25 protein-coding genes are annotated in these 22,916 nt (G+C 50.6%); 3 read left to right on the top strand and 22 right to left on the bottom strand.

Annotated features, from left to right (window positions below; translation table 11 throughout):
* Positions 1–48 precede the first annotated feature (48 nt).
* The 10 genes from rpsA to H581_RS0113745 all read right to left on the bottom strand — a co-directional run bounded on the left by rpsA (position 49) and on the right by H581_RS0113745 (position 8,757).
* A complete protein-coding gene (gene rpsA, locus H581_RS0113800; RefSeq protein WP_028610510.1) occupies positions 49–1,284 on the bottom strand; it encodes a 30S ribosomal protein S1 in 1,236 nt (411 codons plus the stop codon).
* Positions 1,285–1,365: 81 nt separating this feature from the next.
* Entirely contained in the window at positions 1,366–1,944 is a 579-nt protein-coding gene (locus tag H581_RS0113795) for a lysophospholipid acyltransferase family protein (RefSeq protein WP_028610509.1), read from the bottom strand.
* Between the two features lie 3 nt (positions 1,945–1,947).
* A complete protein-coding gene (cmk, locus tag H581_RS0113790; protein ID WP_028610508.1) occupies positions 1,948–2,640 on the bottom strand; it encodes a (d)CMP kinase in 693 nt (230 codons plus the stop codon).
* 393 nt (positions 2,641–3,033) lie between these two features.
* Positions 3,034–3,687, bottom strand: a complete 654-nt coding sequence (locus H581_RS0113780) for a flagellar brake protein (RefSeq protein ID WP_028610506.1) — start codon at positions 3,685–3,687, stop codon at positions 3,034–3,036.
* 60 nt (positions 3,688–3,747) lie between these two features.
* The gene (ypeB, locus tag H581_RS0113775; RefSeq protein WP_028610505.1) at positions 3,748–5,106 is read right to left on the bottom strand and encodes a germination protein YpeB; all 1,359 of its coding nucleotides are present in this window, start codon (positions 5,104–5,106) and stop codon (positions 3,748–3,750) included.
* A gap of 101 nt (positions 5,107–5,207) precedes the next feature.
* Complete coding sequence (locus H581_RS38370) at positions 5,208–5,369, bottom strand: hypothetical protein (RefSeq protein ID WP_169507502.1); 162 nt, start codon at positions 5,367–5,369, stop codon at positions 5,208–5,210.
* 74 nt (positions 5,370–5,443) lie between these two features.
* Positions 5,444–6,139: a glutamic-type intramembrane protease PrsW gene (prsW, locus tag H581_RS0113765; protein ID WP_028610504.1), complete on the bottom strand. Its 696-nt coding sequence runs from the start codon at positions 6,137–6,139 to the stop codon at positions 5,444–5,446.
* 26 nt (positions 6,140–6,165) lie between these two features.
* Positions 6,166–7,416, bottom strand: a complete 1,251-nt coding sequence (locus tag H581_RS0113760) for a Glu/Leu/Phe/Val family dehydrogenase (protein WP_028610503.1) — start codon at positions 7,414–7,416, stop codon at positions 6,166–6,168.
* A 146-nt stretch (positions 7,417–7,562) separates the two neighbouring features.
* A complete protein-coding gene (locus H581_RS0113750) occupies positions 7,563–8,177 on the bottom strand; it encodes a genetic competence negative regulator (RefSeq protein ID WP_028610502.1) in 615 nt (204 codons plus the stop codon).
* Between the two features lie 202 nt (positions 8,178–8,379).
* Positions 8,380–8,757: a hypothetical protein gene (locus tag H581_RS0113745; RefSeq protein WP_156889582.1), complete on the bottom strand. Its 378-nt coding sequence runs from the start codon at positions 8,755–8,757 to the stop codon at positions 8,380–8,382.
* 133 nt (positions 8,758–8,890) lie between these two features.
* On the opposite strand from H581_RS0113745, the gene H581_RS0113740 reads away from it, so the two are divergent.
* Entirely contained in the window at positions 8,891–9,736 is an 846-nt protein-coding gene (locus H581_RS0113740) for a polysaccharide deacetylase family protein (RefSeq protein WP_084134648.1), read from the top strand.
* Here H581_RS0113740 and H581_RS33995 read toward each other — a convergent pair.
* Positions 9,726–9,956, bottom strand: coding sequence for a hypothetical protein (locus H581_RS33995; protein ID WP_036718600.1), 231 nt, complete (start codon positions 9,954–9,956; stop codon positions 9,726–9,728). The genes H581_RS0113740 and H581_RS33995 overlap by 11 nt on opposite strands.
* The gene (locus tag H581_RS0113730; protein ID WP_028610499.1) at positions 9,953–10,546 is read right to left on the bottom strand and encodes a CPBP family intramembrane glutamic endopeptidase; all 594 of its coding nucleotides are present in this window, start codon (positions 10,544–10,546) and stop codon (positions 9,953–9,955) included. The genes H581_RS33995 and H581_RS0113730 overlap by 4 nt, the downstream gene beginning before the upstream one ends.
* Before the next feature lie 111 nt (positions 10,547–10,657).
* On the opposite strand from H581_RS0113730, the gene H581_RS0113725 reads away from it, so the two are divergent.
* Positions 10,658–11,578 (top strand): hypothetical protein, encoded by a 921-nt coding sequence (locus H581_RS0113725; RefSeq protein ID WP_028610498.1) that lies wholly within the window; start codon positions 10,658–10,660, stop codon positions 11,576–11,578.
* Here H581_RS0113725 and H581_RS0113720 read toward each other — a convergent pair.
* Positions 11,575–11,901, bottom strand: coding sequence for a rhodanese-like domain-containing protein (locus H581_RS0113720; RefSeq protein WP_028610497.1), 327 nt, complete (start codon positions 11,899–11,901; stop codon positions 11,575–11,577). The genes H581_RS0113725 and H581_RS0113720 overlap by 4 nt on opposite strands.
* 272 nt (positions 11,902–12,173) lie before the next feature.
* Between H581_RS0113720 and serA the strand changes: the two genes are divergently transcribed.
* Positions 12,174–13,766 carry a phosphoglycerate dehydrogenase gene (gene serA, locus H581_RS0113715; RefSeq protein WP_028610496.1) on the top strand — a complete coding sequence of 531 codons (1,593 nt, stop codon included), beginning with the start codon at positions 12,174–12,176 and terminating at the stop codon, positions 13,764–13,766.
* A gap of 128 nt (positions 13,767–13,894) precedes the next feature.
* On the opposite strand, the gene H581_RS0113710 is transcribed toward serA, so the two are convergent.
* From H581_RS0113710 to H581_RS33985, 9 genes are all read right to left on the bottom strand, one after another.
* Positions 13,895–15,358, bottom strand: a complete 1,464-nt coding sequence (locus tag H581_RS0113710; RefSeq protein ID WP_028610495.1) for a HAMP domain-containing sensor histidine kinase — start codon at positions 15,356–15,358, stop codon at positions 13,895–13,897.
* Positions 15,359–16,075: a response regulator transcription factor gene (locus H581_RS0113705; protein WP_028610494.1), complete on the bottom strand. Its 717-nt coding sequence runs from the start codon at positions 16,073–16,075 to the stop codon at positions 15,359–15,361.
* Between the two features lie 27 nt (positions 16,076–16,102).
* Positions 16,103–17,362: a cytochrome c biogenesis protein CcsA gene (gene ccsA, locus H581_RS0113700; RefSeq protein ID WP_028610493.1), complete on the bottom strand. Its 1,260-nt coding sequence runs from the start codon at positions 17,360–17,362 to the stop codon at positions 16,103–16,105.
* Positions 17,359–19,023, bottom strand: a complete 1,665-nt coding sequence (resB, locus tag H581_RS0113695; RefSeq protein WP_028610492.1) for a cytochrome c biogenesis protein ResB — start codon at positions 19,021–19,023, stop codon at positions 17,359–17,361. Before resB ends, ccsA begins: the two co-directional genes overlap by 4 nt.
* A gap of 10 nt (positions 19,024–19,033) precedes the next feature.
* Entirely contained in the window at positions 19,034–19,564 is a 531-nt protein-coding gene (gene resA / locus H581_RS0113690; RefSeq protein WP_028610491.1) for a thiol-disulfide oxidoreductase ResA, read from the bottom strand.
* An 87-nt stretch (positions 19,565–19,651) separates the two neighbouring features.
* A complete protein-coding gene (locus H581_RS0113685; RefSeq protein WP_028610490.1) occupies positions 19,652–20,398 on the bottom strand; it encodes a pseudouridine synthase in 747 nt (248 codons plus the stop codon).
* Between the two features lie 55 nt (positions 20,399–20,453).
* Positions 20,454–20,957, bottom strand: a complete 504-nt coding sequence (locus H581_RS0113680) for a spore maturation protein (protein ID WP_425414617.1) — start codon at positions 20,955–20,957, stop codon at positions 20,454–20,456.
* 25 nt (positions 20,958–20,982) lie between these two features.
* The gene (locus H581_RS33990; RefSeq protein WP_051250779.1) at positions 20,983–21,645 is read right to left on the bottom strand and encodes a nucleoside recognition domain-containing protein; all 663 of its coding nucleotides are present in this window, start codon (positions 21,643–21,645) and stop codon (positions 20,983–20,985) included.
* Between the two features lie 53 nt (positions 21,646–21,698).
* Positions 21,699–22,880, bottom strand: a complete 1,182-nt coding sequence (locus H581_RS33985) for a D-alanyl-D-alanine carboxypeptidase family protein (RefSeq protein WP_036718596.1) — start codon at positions 22,878–22,880, stop codon at positions 21,699–21,701.
* Between the last annotated feature and the right edge of the window lie 36 nt (positions 22,881–22,916).

The following is a 22,916-nucleotide window of genomic DNA, read 5'->3' as shown; positions in this document are numbered from 1 at the left end:
TTCCTGCGAATATCGCAGCAATAGCTCCTTTGTTTATCTTGGAAAATTCTATTTCAAGTTTTTCAGCTTATCGCCGAATCGTTCTGCAAGCGAGTAGCTCATGCTCTCATTGCTCAAGCTTACGTTCGGGTTATCGATTTTCTCGATCTTCGGCGAGCGTGGCGCTCTATCAGGTCTTGCGCTAGGAGCCGGCTGCTCAGGCGCTTCTTCGGTTTCTTTAATGCTTAGGCTAACCCGCTTCTCGGCAGGATTGAAGTCAAGAACCTTCGCTTGAACCTCTTGGCCCTCTTTCAAAACTTCGTTTGGCGTGCCGATATGGCGGTGAGCGATTTGGGAAATATGAACAAGTCCTTCAACGCCCGGCGCGATTTCAACGAAAGCGCCGAATGGAACAAGACGGCGAACGGTGCCTGTAACGATATCGCCGATCGCAAACTGGCCAGCAGCCGTATCCCATGGACCAGGCTGAGCCGCTTTGATGCTGAGGCTGATTTTGCCAGCAGCCGGATCTACCTTCAGTACTTTAACGCGTACCGATTGGCCTTCCGAAACAACATCCTTCGGATGAGCGACATGCTGCCACGAAAGCTCGGATACGTGAACCAGGCCGTCGATGCCGCCGATATCAACGAACGCGCCGAATGGCGTGAGGCGCTGCACGGTGCCTTCAAGCTCTTGGCCGACTTGCAGCGAAGACATGATTTGCTGCTTGCTTTGCTCGTATTCGGCATCCAGCACTTCTTTCTGCGAAAGAATGACCTTATTGTTCTCGCGGTCGATTTCTTTCACTTTAACGCGAAGCGTACGTCCTTTGTAGTCGGAGAAGTCTTCGACGAAGTGACGCTCGACCATGGATGCCGGAATAAATCCGCGAATGCCGACGTCAGCAACAAGTCCGCCTTTTACGACATCCGCTACAGTAACTTCGAAAACTTCGCCGCTTTCGAAACGCTCTTGCAGCTGATCCCATGCTTTCTCGCCGTCAACCATACGCTTCGAAAGAACCAGGCTTTCCTTATCGTCATTAATGCTTACGACTTTAAGCTCAACCTCTTGGCCGATTTGCACGGCATCCGTAGCATTCTCGAGCTGTACTGCGGAAAGCTCGCGGATCGGAATAACACCGTCATATTTATATCCAAGGCTTACATAAGCTTGGTTATCTTCGATTTTGACGATCGTACCTTTAACGGAATCGCCTTTCTTCAAAGACACAAAATTATCCATAGCATCTTGATTTACTTCCTCCGCTGCGGATTCTTGCACATTAATTTCTTCTGACATTGAAATAACCTCCTCAGTTCATACCCCAACTTTATTTAAATCCGCTTCCGCCTAGAGCGAAAGCAGCATTTAAAACATTTATTAACGATTATTTGCGGCAAGCTCCCGAATGCGGGCCATAATAGCGTCCGTTACTTGTTCCAGCATATCCGGAGACGATTCTTCAATGATTGCAGTAAGATCAATCGGCTTGCCGTAATAAACTTTGATTTTGCTGAACGGTTTATATCGCCCGATGATGGCTACGGGAACAACCGCCGCGCCGCTTCGCACCGCAATCATGGCAGCGCCTTTCTTGGCCGCGCCGGCTTGACTGTTGCGCGAGCCCTCAGGGAATATCCCCATTACGTTGCCCTCTTTAAGCAAGCTGATTGCCGATTTGATCGCATCCTTGCTTACGCCTCCGCGTTTCACCGGAAATGCGCCGAACGCGCGGATCAGCGGACCGAAAACGGGAACCATGAACAGCTCCTCTTTCGCCATGAAATGAACCTTCCGCTTCACCTTCACCCCAACGGTGGGAGGATCAAAATTACTCAAATGGTTGGAGGCCAGAATAACCGGGCCTTCGGCTGGAATATTCTCCATCCCGCTTGCTTCCAACCGGAACAGCAGCGTATAGATGCCGCGGAGAAGAAACCGGAAAAAGATGTATAACATAGTTTACTTCGCCTCCGCCAATTTGGTTCGGCTTAATTTGACAATTGCCTGAATGACTTCATCAATTGCCATGCCGGTACTGTCTAATACGACAGCATCGGAAGCGCATATTAACGGAGAAATTTCACGCTGCTCGTCTAGCTTGTCACGCTGCGCAATCTCTGTTTCCAGTTGCTCGAGCGTAATCTTCTGGCTGTCGGCGATTTCCTTGTGCCTGCGCATTGCCCGCTCCTTGACGGATGCCGTCAAAAAAACTTTGAGCTCCGCGTCCGGCAGCACATGCGAGCCGATATCGCGGCCATCCATTACGACCCCTTTGCGAGCCGCAAGGCTGCGTTGCAATTGGCCTAACACATCCCTTACCGTCTCGTTGGCCGCTATATGCGATACTTGCATCGTAACCTCTCGAGAACGGATCTGCGACGTCACGTCGACACCGTCAACAAATACGGATTGCCCCTGGTCGCCAGGTTCAAGCTCGATCTTTAAAGATCTGACTAATTCAGCCAGCTTGGCCGGCTGGTCAGCCGTAATTCCCGCGTTTCGGGCACGTAGTGTGACAGCCCGATACATAGCACCCGTATCGATATACACATATCCAAGCTGTTCGGCGACCTTTCGCGCCACAGTGCTCTTGCCCGCGCCTGCCGGCCCGTCAATTGCAATGTTGATACGGGTGTCGCCATCTTGATGCATCACGTACGGTCATCCCCCTTTTATGTAGAGACGGCTGGCCGAAATACATAAAATGCGACACAAACCTCTCAAGAAAAAAGCAGGCTTTGCCTGCGAACGTGAAAATTATACCACACTATAAACGGAGATGCAAAAGCCGAGCGTCAGTTTAAGCGGGTTCCTTCCCACCGATCTACGCCCGTAAGCAGGTGCCGAACCGTATCATTTTGCAAGGCAGCCTGTGAGCATACAAGCAAAATTAACAGGGTGATAATGATTTTCCGGAGGATAGCGCTGACCTCATCCGTTAACCGGAGAAGCTGTTTTCGATTTCTTATTTTGAATACTTGCCTTCGCATCTTTACATGACCGCCTCCTTTTTTTAGTAGTTTCCCAAAAAAAAGCAGCCATTATTCATCGATTGCGAAATTCCAGTTGTTTCTCGAAGCAATAGCGGATGATCTTCTGCCGTTCGGAATCATTGATGATTATATATTTAATCATGGCATGCTTCCGGCCGGTTTCCAATTCAACGACACGGACGATTTCCGCTTTGAATGCGGCATGGTCGAGCGTTCCGTTCCGGAATGGAAGAAGAATCCAGCATTCCAGCGTTTGCCCTGCGGCAATCGGCCATTTGCTGTCGCAAATAAAGGAAATGCCGCCGCCTCCGACATCATCGGTTTTACAGACGAACCGTATGTTGCCGGACATTTTAACCGCAAGCTCCAGTTCGGCCGCCACCCTCAGGAAGCTGCGGCGCTGCACCTTCGTAATCCGGTCCGGTTCCGGCTTGCGAATTTTAACTAAGCGGATTCCATCCTCTTTAAAGCCTGTCACATGAGAATCAAAATAATTTTTAATTCCGTCCTCTGTCACGAAAAACATAGACAGCTCATCGCCCAAAAACAGACGCTTATACCGCCCTGTTCTCTCACTGATCGGGATTTCAATAAGAAATCCGTCATCCGTCTCGTCGGCAATTCGGGATTTGTATACGACCGCGGCTTCTTCCTCATCCGAAGAAGCGATCTGATAGTGCAGCATTTGATTCAATTTCGGCAACAAAATTGACTCCCCCCCATTTACATGACATTATAACACGTCGATTTGGGGGGAGCCATATCGTTATTTGTCGGAAACTGCCTGAGAATCGTTCGCCGTCATCTCTTCGATCGACTCCTCAAGTCCCGTCTCCGAATTGATATAAACGCGGTACAAAGAACCGTTTATGCGGCCGGTATATTCATAGCAGAGCACTTCCCCTCCCATTTCGTTATCTATCAGAGCGAGCTGCTCGTTTTGCACCTTCATATCCTTATTTAATGCCTTGCGAGCCTCAGCCTTCGTTAAGATCGGGCTTGGCAGCTTCCGCTTGTGATGTTCATAAACGTAGTCGTTCGCCTGGAGACCGACAGGCTCGCCGTTATCGAGCGCAACCTTCACCGTCAGCTTCTCCGGGTAGATCAACACGCCGCTTTGAAGGCCGACGTAAGTGAAGGAACCTGTGTTATTGAATAGATCGTAGCTGACAGCCTGCATTCCCTCAAAACCATGTTCATTTAAGAAAGAGTCGGCGGCGGCTTTCGCCCGTTCGAAGTCGATCTTCTTATCCCCGATCTCGCGCGAGTTCATGAACCAGATGAGCTGACCGCCTTTTTGCGTAAAGTCCATCTGCAGCTTGCCGTCGTCGCCTCCCCGGTCTACCGTTGCGGAATAGGACGCGTACTCGGTGCCTTTCCCGTTCTCAACAACGCGAATATCGGCATCCGGGGCATTCAAAAATTTCGCAGCCTGTTTTCTGATTTCCTCAGGAGTAACCTGATTGCCGCTGAGCATGCTGATCGTCCGTTTCTGGTACATGCTTGCCACCGAAGGACCCCAATTGATTTCCGGATATTCGCTGACCTTCTGATCGACCGTCTTGAACCCGTCGATAATCGCATTGTCATTGTTCGAATTCTCGGAGGCCAGCGCAACTTCAACGTCCATCCATCGTAAATTGTTCGCCAGCACGGTTTGCTGCATACCGAGCAGCTCCTTTGATATTTCTTCCGATTTGGCATATAAGGTTTTCATTGTTTTAAATTCATCCGGAGACAAAGGCTCCTTCGTTAAATCCCGAACCGCTGTCTTGTAAGCAAAATTCGAGATATGCGATAAAAAGTCCTCCGCCTTATTGAAGGGAAGCAGAGTTAACGGCAATTGGCTAATCTCATTTTGCGCTTGGCTTGTTAATCGCCACACATTGACAAGACCTTTGCGGTGATAGCTTTGAGATGTCGAGTTAACGGCAAGCGTATTGCCCAATTGCTGATGAACCTGCTCGACATGGTAGGTTAAGTCATGGAATGCCCGCTGATACTGATTCTCCGCTTTTATCAATATCGAGTTTTTCTCTTGATGCTCCTGATAGCCCCAAAATGCCGCGCCAATGAATAATAGGGACATAATGGGAAACAGGATCGAGCTGAGTCGCTGGTACATAACACAAAAGCTCCTTTCTTGTGCAAAACCTGGTTTTAGTTTGGTTTGCCCAAGGGAGCTTTATGCATCCCGTTATTCAATTGCCTTGCTTGCCGAATAATTTAATAAACGCTGTGCTCTTCGATATCCAAATCATTCGAATTATTACATATGCACTGCTTGAAGCCTGTATCGATCATGCCCTTGTCTCTCCGTCCGCGCAGCACAAATTTCTCCCCGCATACGTTGCACCTGATCGTTACCTTAATTCTTGCCGCTTCCATAAATCCCTCCAGCTGAAATAATGAAGTGCCGTCATCCCGGACACTGCTATTTATTGTCAGTATAGACGGAACGCCTAAAGTTTAATCTCATCCTCCCGGATAAGGAACCGGAAAGGAGAACGGGAATTGGCGCGGTTCATTTTGCGCAGCCCCCATATCCATAAAATAATCATGAACGGAATAATGAACCACATCCAGTTCGATTGGCTGGTAATCATAATCCAGTCGTAAGTACCGTGGAGCATGACCGGCAGCGCAAACGAAATGGCTAGAAAAGTATAGCTTTGCTTCTTGGACGCGAATTTTGCTTTTCCCAAATAATAGCCCATCATAATGCCAAATAACGCATGGCCGGAGACGGGCAGCAGCGCCCGAACGAGCAGCGTGCCGAATGTAGCCGGCGAGTAAATGGCATAAAGCACATTCTCGAGCGTTGCAAATCCGAGCGAAATGGAAGCCGCATAGACAATTCCGTCGTAAGGCTCGTCAAATTCCGTATGGTTGTAAATGACGTGATACAGCACGAACCATTTGACAAATTCCTCAACGCCAGCCGTTTGTATAAAAGCAAAAACGACGTTGTGATCGCCCAGCCATAATTCGATTCCCCGCTGAATAACCATAATCGGCACGACAACCAATATGCCGAGCACGAACATTCTCGCGACCATATGGATCGGCTCGGCATCGTAACGGTCCCTTAAATATAGGTAAGTAAGCAGCGAAACGCCTGGCGCTACAGCCGCTGTCAGTACGGAAAACAACACCAATTCTCCCCTGCTTTCTTACACCCTTCTTACACCCATCCGCGGAAACGGACCGCTTCGGCCATTTTGCGTACTCCGGCCATATAGGCGGCAAGCCTCATATCGACCTTGCGGGTGCGGTGTATGTCATACACGTGCTCAAAGCCCCGTTTCATCATGATTTGAAGCTTATCGTCCACTTCCTGCTCATCCCAATAGTAGCCTTGATTATTTTGAACCCATTCGAAATAAGACACGATTACGCCGCCGGAGCTGGCAAGCACGTCGGGGATAAGCAGCACCCCTCTGTCCGTAAGGATTCTGGTTGCCTCCAGCGTCGTGGGGCCGTTAGCTGCCTCGACGACGACCGCCGCGCGCAGATTAGGCGCATTTTGCTCCGTGATTTGGTTCTCGATCGCCGCCGGCACAAGCACATCGCACTCCAACTCCAGCAGCTCGGCGTTCGTGATGGTCTTCGGAAACAAATTCGTTACATTTCCGAAAGAATCGCGTCGGTCGAGCAAATATTCAATATCGAGCCCATCTTTATTATACAACGCCCCGTTCACATCGGAAATAGCGATTACGCGGGCGCCGGACTCATGCATGAATTTGGCAAGATAGCTGCCCGCATTGCCAAAGCCTTGAATAACGATTCTAGCGTTCTCAAGCGCTATCCCCTTCAATCGCAGCGCTTCGTGAATCATAATGACGACGCCTCGGGCTGTTGCCGTTTCTCTTCCTTTCGATCCGCCCAGGACGAGAGGCTTGCCCGTTATAAATCCGGGAGAATCGAATTCGCGTATTCTGCTGTACTCATCCATCATCCATGCCATAATTTGCGAGTTGGTCATCACGTCGGGGGCCGGGATATCCTTATTGGGTCCGACAATTTGACTTACGGCACGCACATAGCCGCGGCTCAGCCTCTCCAGCTCGAGGAACGACATCGTGCGCGGGTCACAAATAACGCCGCCCTTGCCGCCGCCGTAAGGAAGATCTGCAATGCCGCACTTCAGGCTCATCCAAATGGAAAGCGCCTTGACTTCATTTTCGGTAACGGCCGGATGGAAGCGGACGCCGCCCTTCGTGGGCCCTACCGCATCGTTATGCTGGGAACGGTATCCGGTAAACACCTTCGTCGATCCGTCATCCATGCGTACAGGTATCCGGACGGTCAGCAGCCTCATCGGTTCCTTCAGCAATTCGATCATCGTTTGATCGTAACCCAGCCTCATCAGCGCTTGTTCGATTACGATTTGAGTAGAAAGCAGAACATCATTGGCTTCATGCTTGTTCATTCCATTCACCGCCTTTGTCTACCTCTAATATGAACGCCTTTTCTTCGCCGTATTCGAGCGGACCCTTCAGACACATAAGAAGAGCATCATACGGACACATTCATCCCGCAGATGCTCCTATTAGGCAAGCCAGTTCTAAGCTCTTGTTAAAATTTAAAATGATTACAAATCTCCCGCACAGCCGCTTCGGACATAATCATTTTACCGTACTCTTCCAGCATGGCGTAGGTGACCGAGGTTGCTTCACCGTATTCCGCAAGCAGCGCGATGACGGCGTTATGTCTAGACGAGTCGATCAGCGCAGGCTCCAATGCCAGTATATACTTACCGTTGTAGAAATATAACCTTCCGTCCTCCGTCAGCGTCGAAGCCTGCAATTGCTTGCACACCGATATGACATCTTCAAATTCCCGGAAGGCATACATAACGACATCGCTTTGCTCGAGCGTAACTTCCATCTCGTATATCTCGTCATCTGTGTCGTCTTCGTCGGATGCACGTTCTCCGTCATGACCGTTCATTTTGCCACGAGTGACAATCACCACCATACCTTGCGCGGGGAGGGCAAACACTTCGACCGCTAACGGGCCGTTGGCATCGAATCCAAGTTCACTGTATGCTTGATCCATCATTTCACTGAATAGTTCGTGTACTTTTGGAATTTCGCGCCACATGTCTTCCTTCTGGATCCCCCGTTCCAGCAGGTCGTCGAACGTCAGGAAAATCCGTATCTTGTCCTGACTCAGCCGTTCGATTTTCATGACAGGATCCTCCTCTGCAGCATCTGTTGTAACAGCGTATGAAATTTTTAGTAAGATGTGACCAAAAAGATCAAATCGTGCTATGTAACTACTTTATCAGAATTACTGCTTGATTGCACTAATATTGCATGAAAAAAAAGAATCGTTTGAGCGCTTCGCATCTGTGCGCAGCGTTCCAACGATTCCGATTACTTCAGGCAAATTAATGGGCAACCGACGACGATTCCGCTTTGATTTTAGCCGCTTCCTTCTTAATAACGGGATCGCTTTCCACGATAGCTTCAATTTGCTCCCATGCGGCTTCTGAGCTTGCGGCGGTATCGTCTGAACGCTTTGGGGCCATGGCGGCAGCTCCCCCGGCATTCCATTTCGCATTCCATATTTTGGACATGGACTTGCTCGCAACCTTCGAGCTTACGTCCGACAATGCATTTCCCGCCCATGCCATAGCTCCCGGCCGCCTGTTTGAGAAGTACACAGTGGCGGCCGCACCGATTAATCCTCCAACAATTAACCCGCTTAATCTCATAATGATGGACACCTCTTTCCTTATCGTATACATGATTATTTTGACCGCCAAGCGATACCGCCATTCCATATAAAATAAGGAAATCATTCTACAGCCGCATAGGGGCAAGTATGATACAATGATGTCGTTTCAGCGCGTTGAGCACGAATAAATAACCTATTGGATTTCGGAGGTCATGATGAATATGAAACGCATACCTTTCTGGCCGGTCTTTCTGCTGGCGCTCCTTCTCTCTGCCTGCGGCCGTCCCGCAGAGAACAATGACCATACGATGAACGGCATGATCCGGGAATCGCCTTCACCTGCAGCAACAACTTCGCCTGTCGCAGGAAGCCCGCTTGTAAGCGAGGCTCCTCCCTCCGCGTCCCCGGAGACTGCAACCGAGGAGCCGACTCCCAAGCTGTATCGGATGAATGACGCATTCCGGTTTGAGCCGCTCAGCAAGGAGACGACGAATAAGGCCGTTTTGCTTACTTTCGATGACGGACCGATAAATAAGGATATCCTTCTAAGTCTTCTCGATACGCTCGATAAGCATGAGGCAAAAGCCATCTTTTTCGTTAACGGCTACAGGGTGAAGCAAAATCCGGATTTGCTAAAGCTCATTCACGAGAGAGGCCAGACCATCGGCAACCATTCATGGGATCACATTAATTTGAAAAATGAATCCGAGCAATCGGTGGAACAGCAGATCGGCGATCTGCAGACTGAGATTGAATCGCTTACCGGCGAAAAACCGAAGTTCTTCCGCCCTCCTTACGGATCGGGCGGGGATTTGGTCAGAAATACGGCCAAAAACCACGGCATGCTGTACATGACGTGGTCGAACGGTTCTCTTGACTGGGATAAATCAACGAAGGACAAACCGGCCGAAGTGATACGGAATGTGCTCGAGCAGCTTCACCCAGGCGCAAATATTTTGATGCACGAGCTGCGGTGGACGGCCGATGCGCTTGACGAGCTGCTGACGAAGCTGGAAGAGAAGGGGTACAGCTTTATCGATCCGGCCGCGATTGAGACTAATCGCTGAATTTAAGCCCGTACCAGAACAGTCCTCCGACCAGACAGACAAATAATAGAAACAGCAAATTGTAATACCACTTCGTCACTTTATGAATGCTGGATGGAAATTTTTTACTACGCGGCGGGAGCGTTTCGCTGTCAAGGGAATCCGTTCCCTTGCTGGGCGGCGCTGCCGCCTTCTTATTCTGTTTAGCTGCCGAACGGCTAAACCTTTCTTTCCTGCTCATGACTCCCTCCTGAATCGGATAATTAAACCCATTACGAAATCAATTAAAAAATGAGCGATGATCGGCGCCCAGATCGAACCCGATTGCATATAAATCCAGCCTAGGCCGTAACTGATGGAGAACACTAAACCGGTCGGAATCCAGTGTTTCAAATAACGGACATGAATCGTTGCGAATATAATGCTTGTCCAATATGGTCCGATCGCATGCTGGATAGCCCCGCGGAACAACAGCTCCTCGCATATCGATACCACAAAGGAAATGACGGCGATATGCCATATCGGACGTTTTCGAAAGATACGGTCATTGACGCCCCCGTCGTCATTTGCCTCCTCCGGAACAAAGCGTGAAATCAGCAAGTCTACGAGGATCACGGCGCAGGCAAGTCCGGCCCCCCACCACAGAAATGCCAGCTCCTTCGGGATTGTAAATAATTGGATCAAATTCTGGCGCTGAAATAAAACCCATAGGATGCCGATAATCAAAGTAAGCGCTTGTGTGCCATATAAGTTAATGAGCAGCATGCGGTCATCGAGGTCATCGACCGATACCTTGCGGATCCGAATGTTGCGTAAATCGAATTTCTTCATAGATTCCCGCCTGTCTGGAGCAATTATATTTTCTTTTTCGACCTTTTCCCCTATACTGATAGAACAATTCGACAACCTATTTTACCGACATAGAAGGAGATAGAGACAGAGATGGAAAAAAAATTAACGACGACCGCCATGTTATTTAGTGTTGGGTTTGTGTTCATGCTTGTATGCGCGGTAGGCGCTTTTTTCTACGGCATTCAGATCGGCACCGAAAAAACCGAAGCCAACTACGCAAAGGAAAAGGAGGCTGGGAACGGCGCTGCGCCTTCCGATCTTCCCTACCAGCAGCAGGATTTGGTTTCTTTCTATCATACTGTATTTTTGCCTTATCGGGAATTTCAGAACGAATGGTTCGCGGCTATGGTTAAATTATCGCAAGGCAAAACGAGTGAAGCAACTTCCATGTTCAAAGATTTATCGAACCTGGCCGAGACCAAAGCCGGTGAAGCAAGCTCCGTCGATATGCAGAAATCGCCATTGCTCGCGGAGTCGCAGGTCAACTACATAAGGAGCTTAAAGCTGTTTAAGGATGCTGCAGTGAAAGCAGCCGCAAGCGCCAAAACCTTGGATAATAACGATCTTGCGCAGCATGTCGTAAAGGAGAAAACATTTTTATCCGCCTCGCAAAATGCCTTGACAGCTCAACAGGCCTACTATTCCGCTATGCAAATATGGGCCGCGACCGTCAATTTGGACATTCCTTCGGAGTATAAGGCTTCTTCGATTCTGGAACTCTCGGAATGGGAGAAGCTTCCCTTCATTGTCAAAAATAAGCTGATGGCCGATCAGTTGATGTCACGCAAGAAGCTGACTATTTATTATCCGCATGACTTGACCAGCCGCGTCGATGATTTCGTCATTTCGGGGCAGGCGGCAAAAATGAAGCTGCATACGCTCTCCGCTGTCGTTGATCTGTTAATTAATACGGACGCCGTCCGGTCAGGCGATTTCACGCAAAACAAATCACGGCTCTATCAGCAGGATCTGTTTCCGCAGCTCCCTTTTTTCTTTCCTGAATCCGGTTAATCGTATCGAAAACCTTTCAACGAGGCAATAGCCGCCATCCCGCCCGTAACATTGTGGATGCCGCTGCAGCCTTGTTCTTCTAAATAGCTGCATACGGCGACGCTTCTTACGCCATGGGCGCAAATGACGTAGATCGGCTGCTCCTGCATGAGTTCGCTTATTATTAATGGAATGGTGTTCATTGGAATCAGCTTGGATTGATCAATATGGTAATAATCCCATTCATACGGCTCTCTGACATCAATGAGCTGTTCCGGTTTCACTTGGCCGGACTCCAATAATTCAAGCATGGCTTGAGGGGTCACATTTTGCCAATTCGCCATTCTATTAAGTCCTCCCTTGTCGCATTTTGTTGCTTATAATGCTTGAATCATAACGAAATTTTCACATTTCGGCAAGTTTGAGCATTGCATTTATCTACCGCCTTGCTATAAAATAGAAAAGTCGATTAGGCATAGAAACATGAACCCATTTCGTTACGATCGAAGATCAAACTCTCGTCCCGCTGCTGCACAACGGTGCCGGGTTGAGGGTTTTTCTGTACATATTAAGCGGAGCGTCTAAGCTTCGTCCCATTCTAGGAGGCATACTTCACATGTTTAAAGTGTTAGTTTCCGATCCAATCAGCGACATGGGCATCCAACAGCTCGTAGATGCGTCAGACATCGCAGTCGACAAAAAACCAGGGCTAAGCGAGGATGAGCTTGTTGCCATCATCGGCGAATACGATGCATTGCTCGTTCGCAGCCAAACCCGCGTAACGGCGAAAATTATGGAAGCCGGCAAACAGCTGAAGGTTGTCGGACGCGCAGGCGTAGGCGTCGACAATATCGATTTGGATGCCGCTACGCAGCGCGGTATTATTGTTATTAACGCTCCGGACGGCAATACGATTACGACCTGTGAGCACACATTCGCCATGATGATGGCGGTAGCCCGTCATATTCCGCAAGCGTACATGAAGACCGTTAACGGCACTTGGGACCGCAAGTCCTTTCTCGGCGTCGAGCTCCGCAACAAAACGCTAGGCGTTCTCGGTATGGGCCGAATCGGCAGCGAGGTTGCCAAACGCGCCAAAGCGTTCGGCATGGACATTATGGGTTATGACCCGTTCATGACCGAGGAAAGAGCGGAGAAGCTGGGCGTGAAGCTTGCCAGCGTGGACGACATCGTTCGTAACGCCGACTTCATGACCGTTCATACGCCGCTTACGCCGGAGACGCGCCATATGATCGGCAAGCTGCAATTTGAAGTGATGAAGCCTGGCATGCGTATCATAAACTGCGCGCGCGGCGGTATCATCGATGAAATTGCTCTGGTTGACGCCATTGACAATGGAGTTGTAGCCGGCGCGGCATTCGACGTATTCGAGGTTGAACCGCCAGCTGAAGATCACCCTTTCCTCGCTCATCCTAAAATTATCGTCACGCCTCATCTGGGCGCGTCGACAGTCGAAGCACAGGAGAACGTGGCGATTGACGTATCCGAGCAGGTCATCCGCATCCTGCGTAACGAACCGTTCATTAACGCGGTTAATATGCCGCCCATCCCGGCAAACCTGCAAAACATTTTGCAGCCTTACTTCACGCTTGGCGAGAAGCTCGGCAGCTTTATTGCCCAAGCTACTGAAGGCGCAGTTACCGAAATTGTCGTCGGATATGCCGGCGAGCTTGCGGAAGTGGATACGCAGCCTCTTACCCGCTATATCGTACGCGGCGTTCTTGCCCATCATCTGGGCACCGAACAGGTTAATGTCGTCAACTCGATGCATCTTGCGAAAGTGCGCGATGTTAATATCGTTATCCAAAAATCGCATGCTTCGAAGGACTTCACGAACTTGGTTACGGTATCGCTTCGTACGAAGAAGGAAGAGCGGATCGTTGCCGGCACTTTGCTGACGGGCTATGGCCCGCGTATTGTCCAGATTGACAAATTCCCGGTAGACGTAACGCCGGAGGGCAATCTCATTCTGATTTCGCATAATGATAAGCCGGGTATTATCGGCCGTGTCGGTACCCTTCTGGGTAACAACGATGTCAACATCGCAACGATGCAGGTAGGCCGCCAGCTTGTCGGAGGATCGGCTATCATGGTGCTTCGTGTCGATAAAGCTACGCCGAAAGAAGTGCTTGAGCAGCTGACCGGCATGCCTGAACTGAACACAGCGAAAGAAATTACGCTCCTGTAATCATATAGGTGTTAATTACGCAGAACGAGCCAGCCGGACAAACCGGGTGGCTCGTTTTGTTTCACGTACAACAAGAATATTCTTCCCCATTCTACAAAAAAAGCGCTCCCGCGGGAACGCACTGACAACTAGTGATTGACTTCGACAGGCAGTAATAGCGTAAACGTCGTGCCCGTTCCTGCGGCGCTTTCGACAACGATTCGTCCTTGATGGAGGTCAATCAAGTTTTTGACAATGGCCAAGCCGAGACCGGTGCCGCCGTTCGTACCGCGCTTACGCGCTTTATCGGCCTTATAGAACCTCTCGAATATAAACGGAACGTCCTCTGCCGGGATCCCCTGCCCTTCATCGATTACGCTCAGTTGAACGAACTCGCGGCCGCTTACATGCACATGCTCGCCTGCTAATGTGACCGTTTTGCCAGACGGCGTATGGCGAAGCGCATTATCGAGCAAATTCGTCAGCACCTGTTCCAGCCGGTCCTCATCCGCGGCCTTTACATCCAGCGGCGTTTCCGGCAGCCTGGAAATCAATCTGACTTCCCTCTCCTTCGCATACACCTGGAATTTTCGATGCACTCTTCTTACGATCTGGCTCAGGTCTACCCTCTGAAAGTGCATGTCCACATGACCGGCTTCCATCCGGGCGATATCGAGGAAATCATTTACCAGCCTGCCCATCCGCAGCGATTCGTCATAAATGACCTGAACGAGCTCTCTGCGCTCCTCCGGCGAGGCGACGATATCATCGAGGAGCGCTTCGCTGTAGCCCTGCAGCATGGACAGCGGCGTTCTGATTTCATGCGAGATGTTCGCCACGAAATCTCTGCGAAGCTTCTCCAGCTTATGCTCCTCCGTCACATTCCGAATGACTGCCACCGCGCCGCGAATAATGCCGCCAGACTGCAGAGGAGCCATCACCACCGACCAGACGCTGCTCAGGACATGTATCTTATCCGTCGCATCCCTGCCTTCCTCCATGACGCTCAGGAACAGCTCGCGCAGAGGAACCGGCACTTCGGTGCCTGCCTCCCCATCCTCGCTGTGCACCTCCTCCCAGGCCAGCTCAATGCCGGACCATTGATTGAGGAGCAGATGTCCGCTCGGATTGGTCAAGATCACCTTGCCTTCGGCATTAAAGGTAATCACGGAGTCCCCCATGCTGCGCAGAATGCTTGCCAGATGGTTTTTCTCGTGATTCAAATCATGAATGAGCTTATCCAGCTGCTCTGTCATGTGATTGAACGTATTCGCGAGCTCTCCGATTTCGTCCGAAGAACGGATTTGAACGCGCGCGCTGTAATTGCCCTGTGAAATTTTATCGGCCGCATCCTTCAGCTGCAGGAGAGGCTGCTGAATTTTTTTCGATAAGAAAAAAGCGAAAAAGGTGGATAATGAAAACCCGATGACCGCTGTCAGAACAAAAAGCACCTTGACCATATGCGCGTCCTGAAACGAAAACATATCCACATACTGCAGAAGGAAACCGCCAACGATAAGTAAAACGACTGCCACGAGAAGCATAATCGTCGCCCAAAGCTTTCCGACGACGCTTCGCAGCAGTCTGTTGAAAAGCCGCTGCCACAAACTCATTTATTTGGGCACCTCAAGCTTATAACCGACGCCCCATACCGTCGTAATCATCGCTGCCGCATCCGGAGATACTTTATTCAGCTTCTCGCGCAGACGCTTAACATGCGTGTCGACCGTCCGCAAGTCGCCGAAGAATTCATAATTCCATACGTCTTTCAACAGCTCCTCGCGCGAGAAAACCTTATCGGGCGATACGGCCAAATAATGAAGCAACTCGTACTCCTTCGGCGTAAGGCTGACCTCTTGCCCGCCGGCGGTTACTCTATGCGCGTCATGTTCAATGACGAGATGCGGGAATACGATATTATTGCTTGAGTTCATTTCCTTTGTAAGGAAGGCCGTTGCCGAAGAACGTCTCAAGATCGCTTTGACGCGGTAGATGACTTCGCGCGGGCTGAACGGCTTGACGACATAATCATCCGCTCCGACTTCAAATCCTTGCACGCGGTTCATCTCTTCCCCTTTAGCTGTGAGCATAATGACGGGAGTCGCTTTCACCTGGCGCAAGCGCGAGCATACCTCGACCCCGTCTATGCCGGGAAGCATCACATCAAGCAATATAAGCGCATAGTCCGTACCCGACGCGAGTCTCAGAGCGGTTTCTCCGTCCTCTGCCTCGTCAATCGTATAGCCTTCCTTTTCCAAATACATTTTGAGCAGGCGGCGAATTCTTTCTTCATCGTCAACGACCAAAATCCGGCTTGAATAATCAGACATGATGCATGACTCCTCTCAGCTTAAAGGCTAGACGCCAGAATAAGAATGCAAACCGGCAATGACGAGGTTAACGCCGATTAGCGTAAACAGAACGATCACAAAACCGATGACGGCAAGCCAGGACGACTTTAATCCCTGCCAGCCGCGGGATAAGCGGAAATGCAGATAAGCGCTGTAATAGAGCCAGGTAATAAGCGCCCATACCTCTTTCGGATCCCAGCCCCAGAAGCGGCCCCATGCGATATTGGCCCAGATCATCGCAAAGATTAGCGCGCCAAGCGTAAAGATCGGGAAACCGATGGCGATCGCGCGATAACTGATCTCGTCCAAATCCTCCGGATCAACTCCGTCCATCAAGGGGTGTATCACGGCGCCAAGCGGTTTGCGGAAGATCAGTCTAAGCAAGCCGTACAGCAGAGAGCCGGCAATGACCGACCATACGACGGTGTTCAGCTTTCTTCCCGAATTCACGCCGTTCATCCAGTACGGCGCTTCAAATATCGGTGCATCCATACCGAGGAAGCTGTCCATTTGAACAATATCGCTGTTATATGGCTTTACGATCGGCGGGAGCGTGTAGTTTACGGTTTCCGAAGTTGTCGATTCAATGCCCTTCGCATCGATTTTCGATTGCTCCTGCACGAACTGCGCTTCATAGCCCATGCCGCGGAAAGCGAATACGGCAATGATAAACCCTACGATAAGAACGATTGAATATAAGGAAAATTCGACCCAGAATTGCGATCTGCGCGCTTCCTTCGTTTTCCCTTTAAAATCGATGACCCGCAGCAAGTACATCAGTCCGGCCGCAAAACCGACGGCGAAGAAGGCTTCTCCGAGGGCGGCTGTCGTCACATGCACCTTAAGCCAAACATTTTGCAGCGCCGGAATCAGCGGCTGCACCTCCTGCGGAAATACCGAAGCGTAAGCGACGATAATAACCGTCAGCGGCAAAGCGAACATGCCGAGGAGCGCCTTGCGGTAAATGGCATAGACGATCGTGAAGGCGATCATGATCGCCATGCCGAGGAAGGTCATAAATTCATACATATTGCTCGTCGGAATTTGACCGCTGCCCGCCCATCGGGTGAAGAAAAACGTAAGATGAGACGCTAAGCCGAGGCTTGACGCAATGAAAGCGATTCTTCCCCAGCGCTTCTCATGCTGAAAGGGATCGCGATTGCTCCATTTTTTTCCCGCTATCGCTATCACATAGAACATAAAGGCAAAGCAATACAGGAAGAATGCGACGATAAAAGCGTCGCTGCTAAAGTCAACTAAATTCACGCGTTGTTCCCTCCGTTATCAAGCGACTTCGGATCTACGGCAATCCCTGTTTTCTGAAGGGCTGTTGCGACATCCGAGCGCATTCCGTACCAATTTTTGTTCGTATGCGCGCCTAGCGAAAGCTCTCCGTTATCGATCCGGAGCCAGATCCGGCGATGCTGCCAATACGAACCCATTAGCAAGCCTATCATCGAGAAAGCGGCGCCAACCCACACATAAGGCAAAGCTCTGTCCATGCGAACGTTCAAATACGTCGAAGCTTCCGAGAAATCAACATTTTCCATCCCGTCTACCCTGATCTCGATTTTAGCCGCAACCGCTGCGTTTATCGTGTCCTGCGAGAACTTTACCTTGTCCTTCTGCATCGGGAAGTACAGATAAGGTTCGCCTGCCGGATCAAGACCCGGACCCTTTACCGTAAAGATAAATGCCGGCGCTACAGGATCGCGGGATAAGGTAACCGGCTCCCCGTTGTCGCCGATTGCGAATTCCATATAGTTCGCATATAAATCAAGCGTAAACGGTCCAAGCTTATGCTGCAGCGGCGAATCCTTCATCGGGAGCTCAAACGGCCCGTATGTTTCCCCCGTCCGCTTGTCCACCAGCACGGGCCGGACGGCATTCAACCGGGGAGTTGTATCGAAGTCAAATTGATACAGCTTCAATCCTTTGTATTTCAAGGGCTCGTTGACAACGATATTATGCCGCTTCACCTCTTCAAGCACCGGCTCCTGCAGCTGATCGTCGCATTTGCTTACACATTCGTACAGCACGGCTTTTGTTTCAAAAAGCTTAGCCCGGGCGGTCCCCTTCAGCTTATCCGGCAGCTCTTCGTCCTTGTAATACTCCACCGTGAATTTCTCGTTTTTCACGTAATAATTCGTGTCCGCGATTTGGACGGTGTCCCCGTCAGGCACGGTAACGTAGCTGTCCATCTGCCAGCCCGGAATGCTGCGGGCCAGTATGGCAAGAAGAAAGAGAATAAGGCCGATATGATTAATATACGGTCCCCACCGGCTAAACCGGTTTTTCTCGGCAAGCAGCGCTGTTCCGTCTCTATGAATGCGGTATCCTTTCCGCTTCAGCTGCGCCCCGAACTGATCCGACCATTGCTCCTCATCGTCTTCCAGCTGATGCCGGAAGACCGTCTTCTGGCGTTGGATGAATTGCGGATGCTTGCGGATCTGCTGCTTGCTGAGCGCGCGGTACAATGGCAGCACCCGGTCCAAGCTGCAGATAACGAGCGATGTGCCGATCATGACGAGCAAGCCGATGAACCACCAGGATTCATACGTGTGCGTCAATCCGAACAAATAATACAGCTTGCCCGGTAGACCGTAGGTTTCTTCATAATAAACCGATGGATCAAAATTATTGATAAACGTATTCTCCTGCGGATAAATCGTGCCGAGCATGGCCGTCAAAAAAGTAATTACAATCATATGGATCGCAATTTTGACGGACGAGAAAAAGTTCCATATCCGGTCGATAAAGTTCGGATTGCTCTTCTGCGATCGCCGGGCAACGCCGTCATACCGCATTTCCAATGGCAAATCCGATAAATCGTCCGTTTCGAGCGGCTTGCCGCAGCTCTCGCACAATACGGTGCCGACCGAATTTTGATGTCCGCATTCGCATTTTGTGTTCTCTACCCCTAACACCGTCTACCTCCTACCGCTGAAGCAGCCTTTCTATCCGTTCGTCAATATCCGCTTCCGTCATACCGCCTACCTTTATTTCCAAAATCGAGCCGTCCCGGTTAATGAAAAAAGTAGTAGGATATGATTTCAGCCCGTAGCTGCGTTCGGTTTTGCGATTCACATCGCGCAATATCGGATAATGAAGATCAAAGCGGCGCACAAAGTTGTTCACCGTCAGCGTATCCTCGCTTAAATTAATTGCCAGGATCACAAGGCCTTGATCCTTCCATTTCTCATACTGCCGTTCGAACTCAGGCATCTCTTTCACGCATGGCGGACAGAAGGTACCCCAGAAGTTGACGACGACAGCTTTGCCTTTATAATCTGACAACCGATGCACATGGCCATCCAGATCGGCAAGCTCAAACTGCGGCGGCTCGCTGCCCGCCTTCAACGGCCCTTCGTCCTTCCCCGAAAACAAAGCAGAACCGATCGCGTAGCCGCCAATAATCAATACCGCGACCAGAATAACGATTTGCACCGTTTTACGCGACTTTCCCATATTAAATATCACCACCAGCTACTGTCTCAACAGCCACGAATATTTCCATTATAACGAAAATTCGACGGCAATTACTGCCGCCGTCGATTACTTTTTATGAACTTTATGTGTCTTGCGCGCTATTGACAGAAGCTCCTTCACTTCATTCGGAGTCAAATGCCGATACTTGCCTCTGCCAAGCGATTCCAGCCCGAGTTCGCCGAAGCGAATCCGCTTGAGCCTGATCACTTTATGTCCGATCGCTTCAAACATACGGCGGACCTGGCGGTTGCGCCCCTCATAGATCGTAATCGTAATGGTCGCCTCGTTGGCTTCCGTATCGACGTCGTGATATTCGACCTCTGCGGGAGCGGTCATGCCGTCCTCCAGCTTAATCCCCTTCTGCAGTTGCTCCAAGGCGGTACCGTGCGGAACTCCTTTGACGGTTGCCCGGTAGGTTTTCGGCACGTGATGGCTCGGGTGTGTCAGCAAATTTGCAAATTCGCCGTCGTTTGTCAGAATAAGCAAGCCTTCCGTATCATAATCCAATCTTCCGACCGGATAAACGCGTTCCTTAATGCCCGGCAAAAAGTCGGACACAACCTTGCGGCCCTGCGGATCCTTGGCGCTCGTGATGACTCCCTTGGATTTGTTAAGCATCAGGTAAAGCTTCTTCTCGCTCTTAATCGGCTTGCCGTTCACAGTGATGGCGTCTACCGACGGATCGGCTTTCACGCCTAATGTCGCGACCTTCTGGCCGTTAACCTCCACCATGCCGGCCAGTATCATTTCTTCGCACTTGCGGCGCGATGCAATGCCTGCCGCCGCTAATATTTTCTGTAGACGTTCTTCCAATGTCTTTCACCTCATTCTCCATCATAACGATATGAGGAACAAAGCACAAGCGCCGTTACCCGAATATGTATAAGCAAATGAAAATAGCCGCGAAAAACCCGACGATGTCTGAAAATAACCCGACCTTAAGCGCATAACGGGTACGGCGAATGCCAATCGCTCCGAAATAGACCGTCAGCACGTACAGCGTCGTATCGGTGCTGCCTTGAATCGTTGAAGCGATGCGTCCGATCATTGAATCGGGACCGAAGGTTTGGATGAGATCGGTTGTAAAAGCTAGCGAGCCGGCACCGGTCAGCGGCCGCAAAATGCCTAGCGGCAGCACCTCGCTCGGGATTCCCGCCCAATCGAAGAAAGGGCGGACGGCTGAAAGCATGAGCTCCAGCGCGCCGGAAGCGCGGAACATGCTGATGGCCACCATCATGCCAACGAGATGAGGAATAATGTTGATCGCCGTTCCGAAGCCGTCTTTTGCCCCTTCTACAAAGGTTTCATAGACGGGCACTTTGCGCCGCAGCGCTGCATACAGCGGAATAAATACGATGATAGCGGGAATCATCCACGCGGACAAACTTGTTAAAAAATTATACAACCCGCTCACCTCCTCCAACATCCGCAGAGTGAGCTTTTATATCGGTAGATTGCGACCCGTTTGTTCGTATAAGCGTAGGCGGCGACTTTCGTCTGTACCACTTGTCGGCCAGGATGGCTGCCGAGGTAGCGACGAAGGTGGCTGCAAGCGTCGTTCCGATAATCTCTGCGGGATTCGCCGATCCGTAATTCATCCGGATCGCGATGAGCGTAGTCGGTATAATCGTAATGCTTGACGTATTCAGAGCCAGCAAGGTGCACATCGCCGGCGTCGCTGTCGCAGAGTCCGGATTCAGCTTCTGGAGCTCCTGCATGGCTTTGATCCCCATCGGCGTAGCCGCATTCCCCAGGCCGAACAAATTAGCGCTTAGATTGCTCATAATATAGCCGATCGCGGGGTGGTTCCGCGGCACGTCGGGAAACAGCATCCGAACGGCCGGTCCCAGCAGACGCGCCAGCTTCTGCAGCAGCCCCGCATCCTCGGCTATTCGCATCATGCCAAGCCAGAACACCATAATGCTGATCAGCCCGAAGCTGACGGTGACGCCGGATTTTGCCCCTTCGAAGGCAGCCTGCGTCACCGCATCCATTTTACCGTTAACCACGGCAACCACGACACTCGCAACGATAAAAAACAACCATATCCAATTCACCATTTCGGCAGCCTCCCCATTCCGGCAAAGATAACGTCTCCCCCGTCATCTTCCCCTCAGTGCGCAAATAAAACGTCCAAAACCTTTTTGATCGAATCCATTAACACAGCTCGTCCGTCATTTCTTGCAGCCTTCTCAAAATCCGCCAAGGACTGAATCGCTCTTGGCGAAGCATCCGGCAGATTCAGCCTGCTGCTTCCGGCATCATATACGGGCACAGCACCGATTTTACGGCCATTCATATACCACTCCAAAGAACCGCGTTCGCCTAACGCATAACGGATCGTAGCCGTATCAAAAAGAACTAACTTGGATTGCACGGCGTCGGATTCATCCTTCTCGATCGGATAATGAAACGTCTGCCCGACCACGAATGGGTAACCCGCGATGGCCTGGCCCTTATTAGCGATCTGTTTTAACGGATAGTGCTCGAAGCCCCAATCAAGCATTTTGCTGTGATCCGCCCAGTCATCCCGGTCGTTTATCGTTACCGCGGCGAGCTGCTGGCCATTTCTTGTCGCTGAGCTGACCAGGCAGCGCAGCGTTTTTTTAGTGTAACCGGTTTTCACGCCGTCGGCGCCTTCGTACATGGCCAGCATCTTATTTTTGTTCGTGTAGCTGTAGTCCCACTTTTCATGCGGATTCGGAACTTTTTTGACGCGCGTCTTTACAATCTCGGCAAACACGTCATTTTTTAACGCATAGGCCGTCAATTTAGCCAAATCGTTCGCCGAGGAATAATGACCCTCCTGATCAAGTCCATGCGGATTTTTGAACTGTGTATGCTCCAATCCCAGAAAAACGGCCTTTTCATTCATAAGATGCACAAAGCCTTCCTCCGACCCGCCTACATGTTCCGCGATGGCTGTCGCCGCGTCATTGCCAGACCGGAGCATAAGGCCGTAAAGCATATTTAACAAGCTCATTTCTTCACCGAGCTGAAGATAAATGGAAGATCCTTCTTTCCCGACGGCGCGTTTGCTTGTTTTCACCATATCGCTAAGTTTGCCGTGCTCGATCGCGACGATGGCCGTCATGATTTTCGTTAAGCTTGCGATTCCCATGGAGGTATCTCCGTTGCTGCTGTACAATATTCTGCCTGACCTTACATCAATCAGCGCCGACGCTTTCGCGTTTGTACCCAGCGGACCCGGAGCAGCGCCTGCATACGGAATCGTGCCTGTCCCAAGCACCAGGGCGATCATCAGCCCCAATGCCGTAAGCTTCTTCAAAAACATCGTTAAACTTGCCCCTCTCGCAGCATTTGAAATAGG

It is taken from the genome of Paenibacillus harenae DSM 16969 (genome assembly GCF_000422465.1).
Lineage (GTDB): Bacteria > Bacillota > Bacilli > Paenibacillales > Paenibacillaceae > Pristimantibacillus > Pristimantibacillus harenae.
Note: the sequence above shows the minus strand (reverse complement) of the source record. Positions and strands in the feature narration are given on the sequence as shown.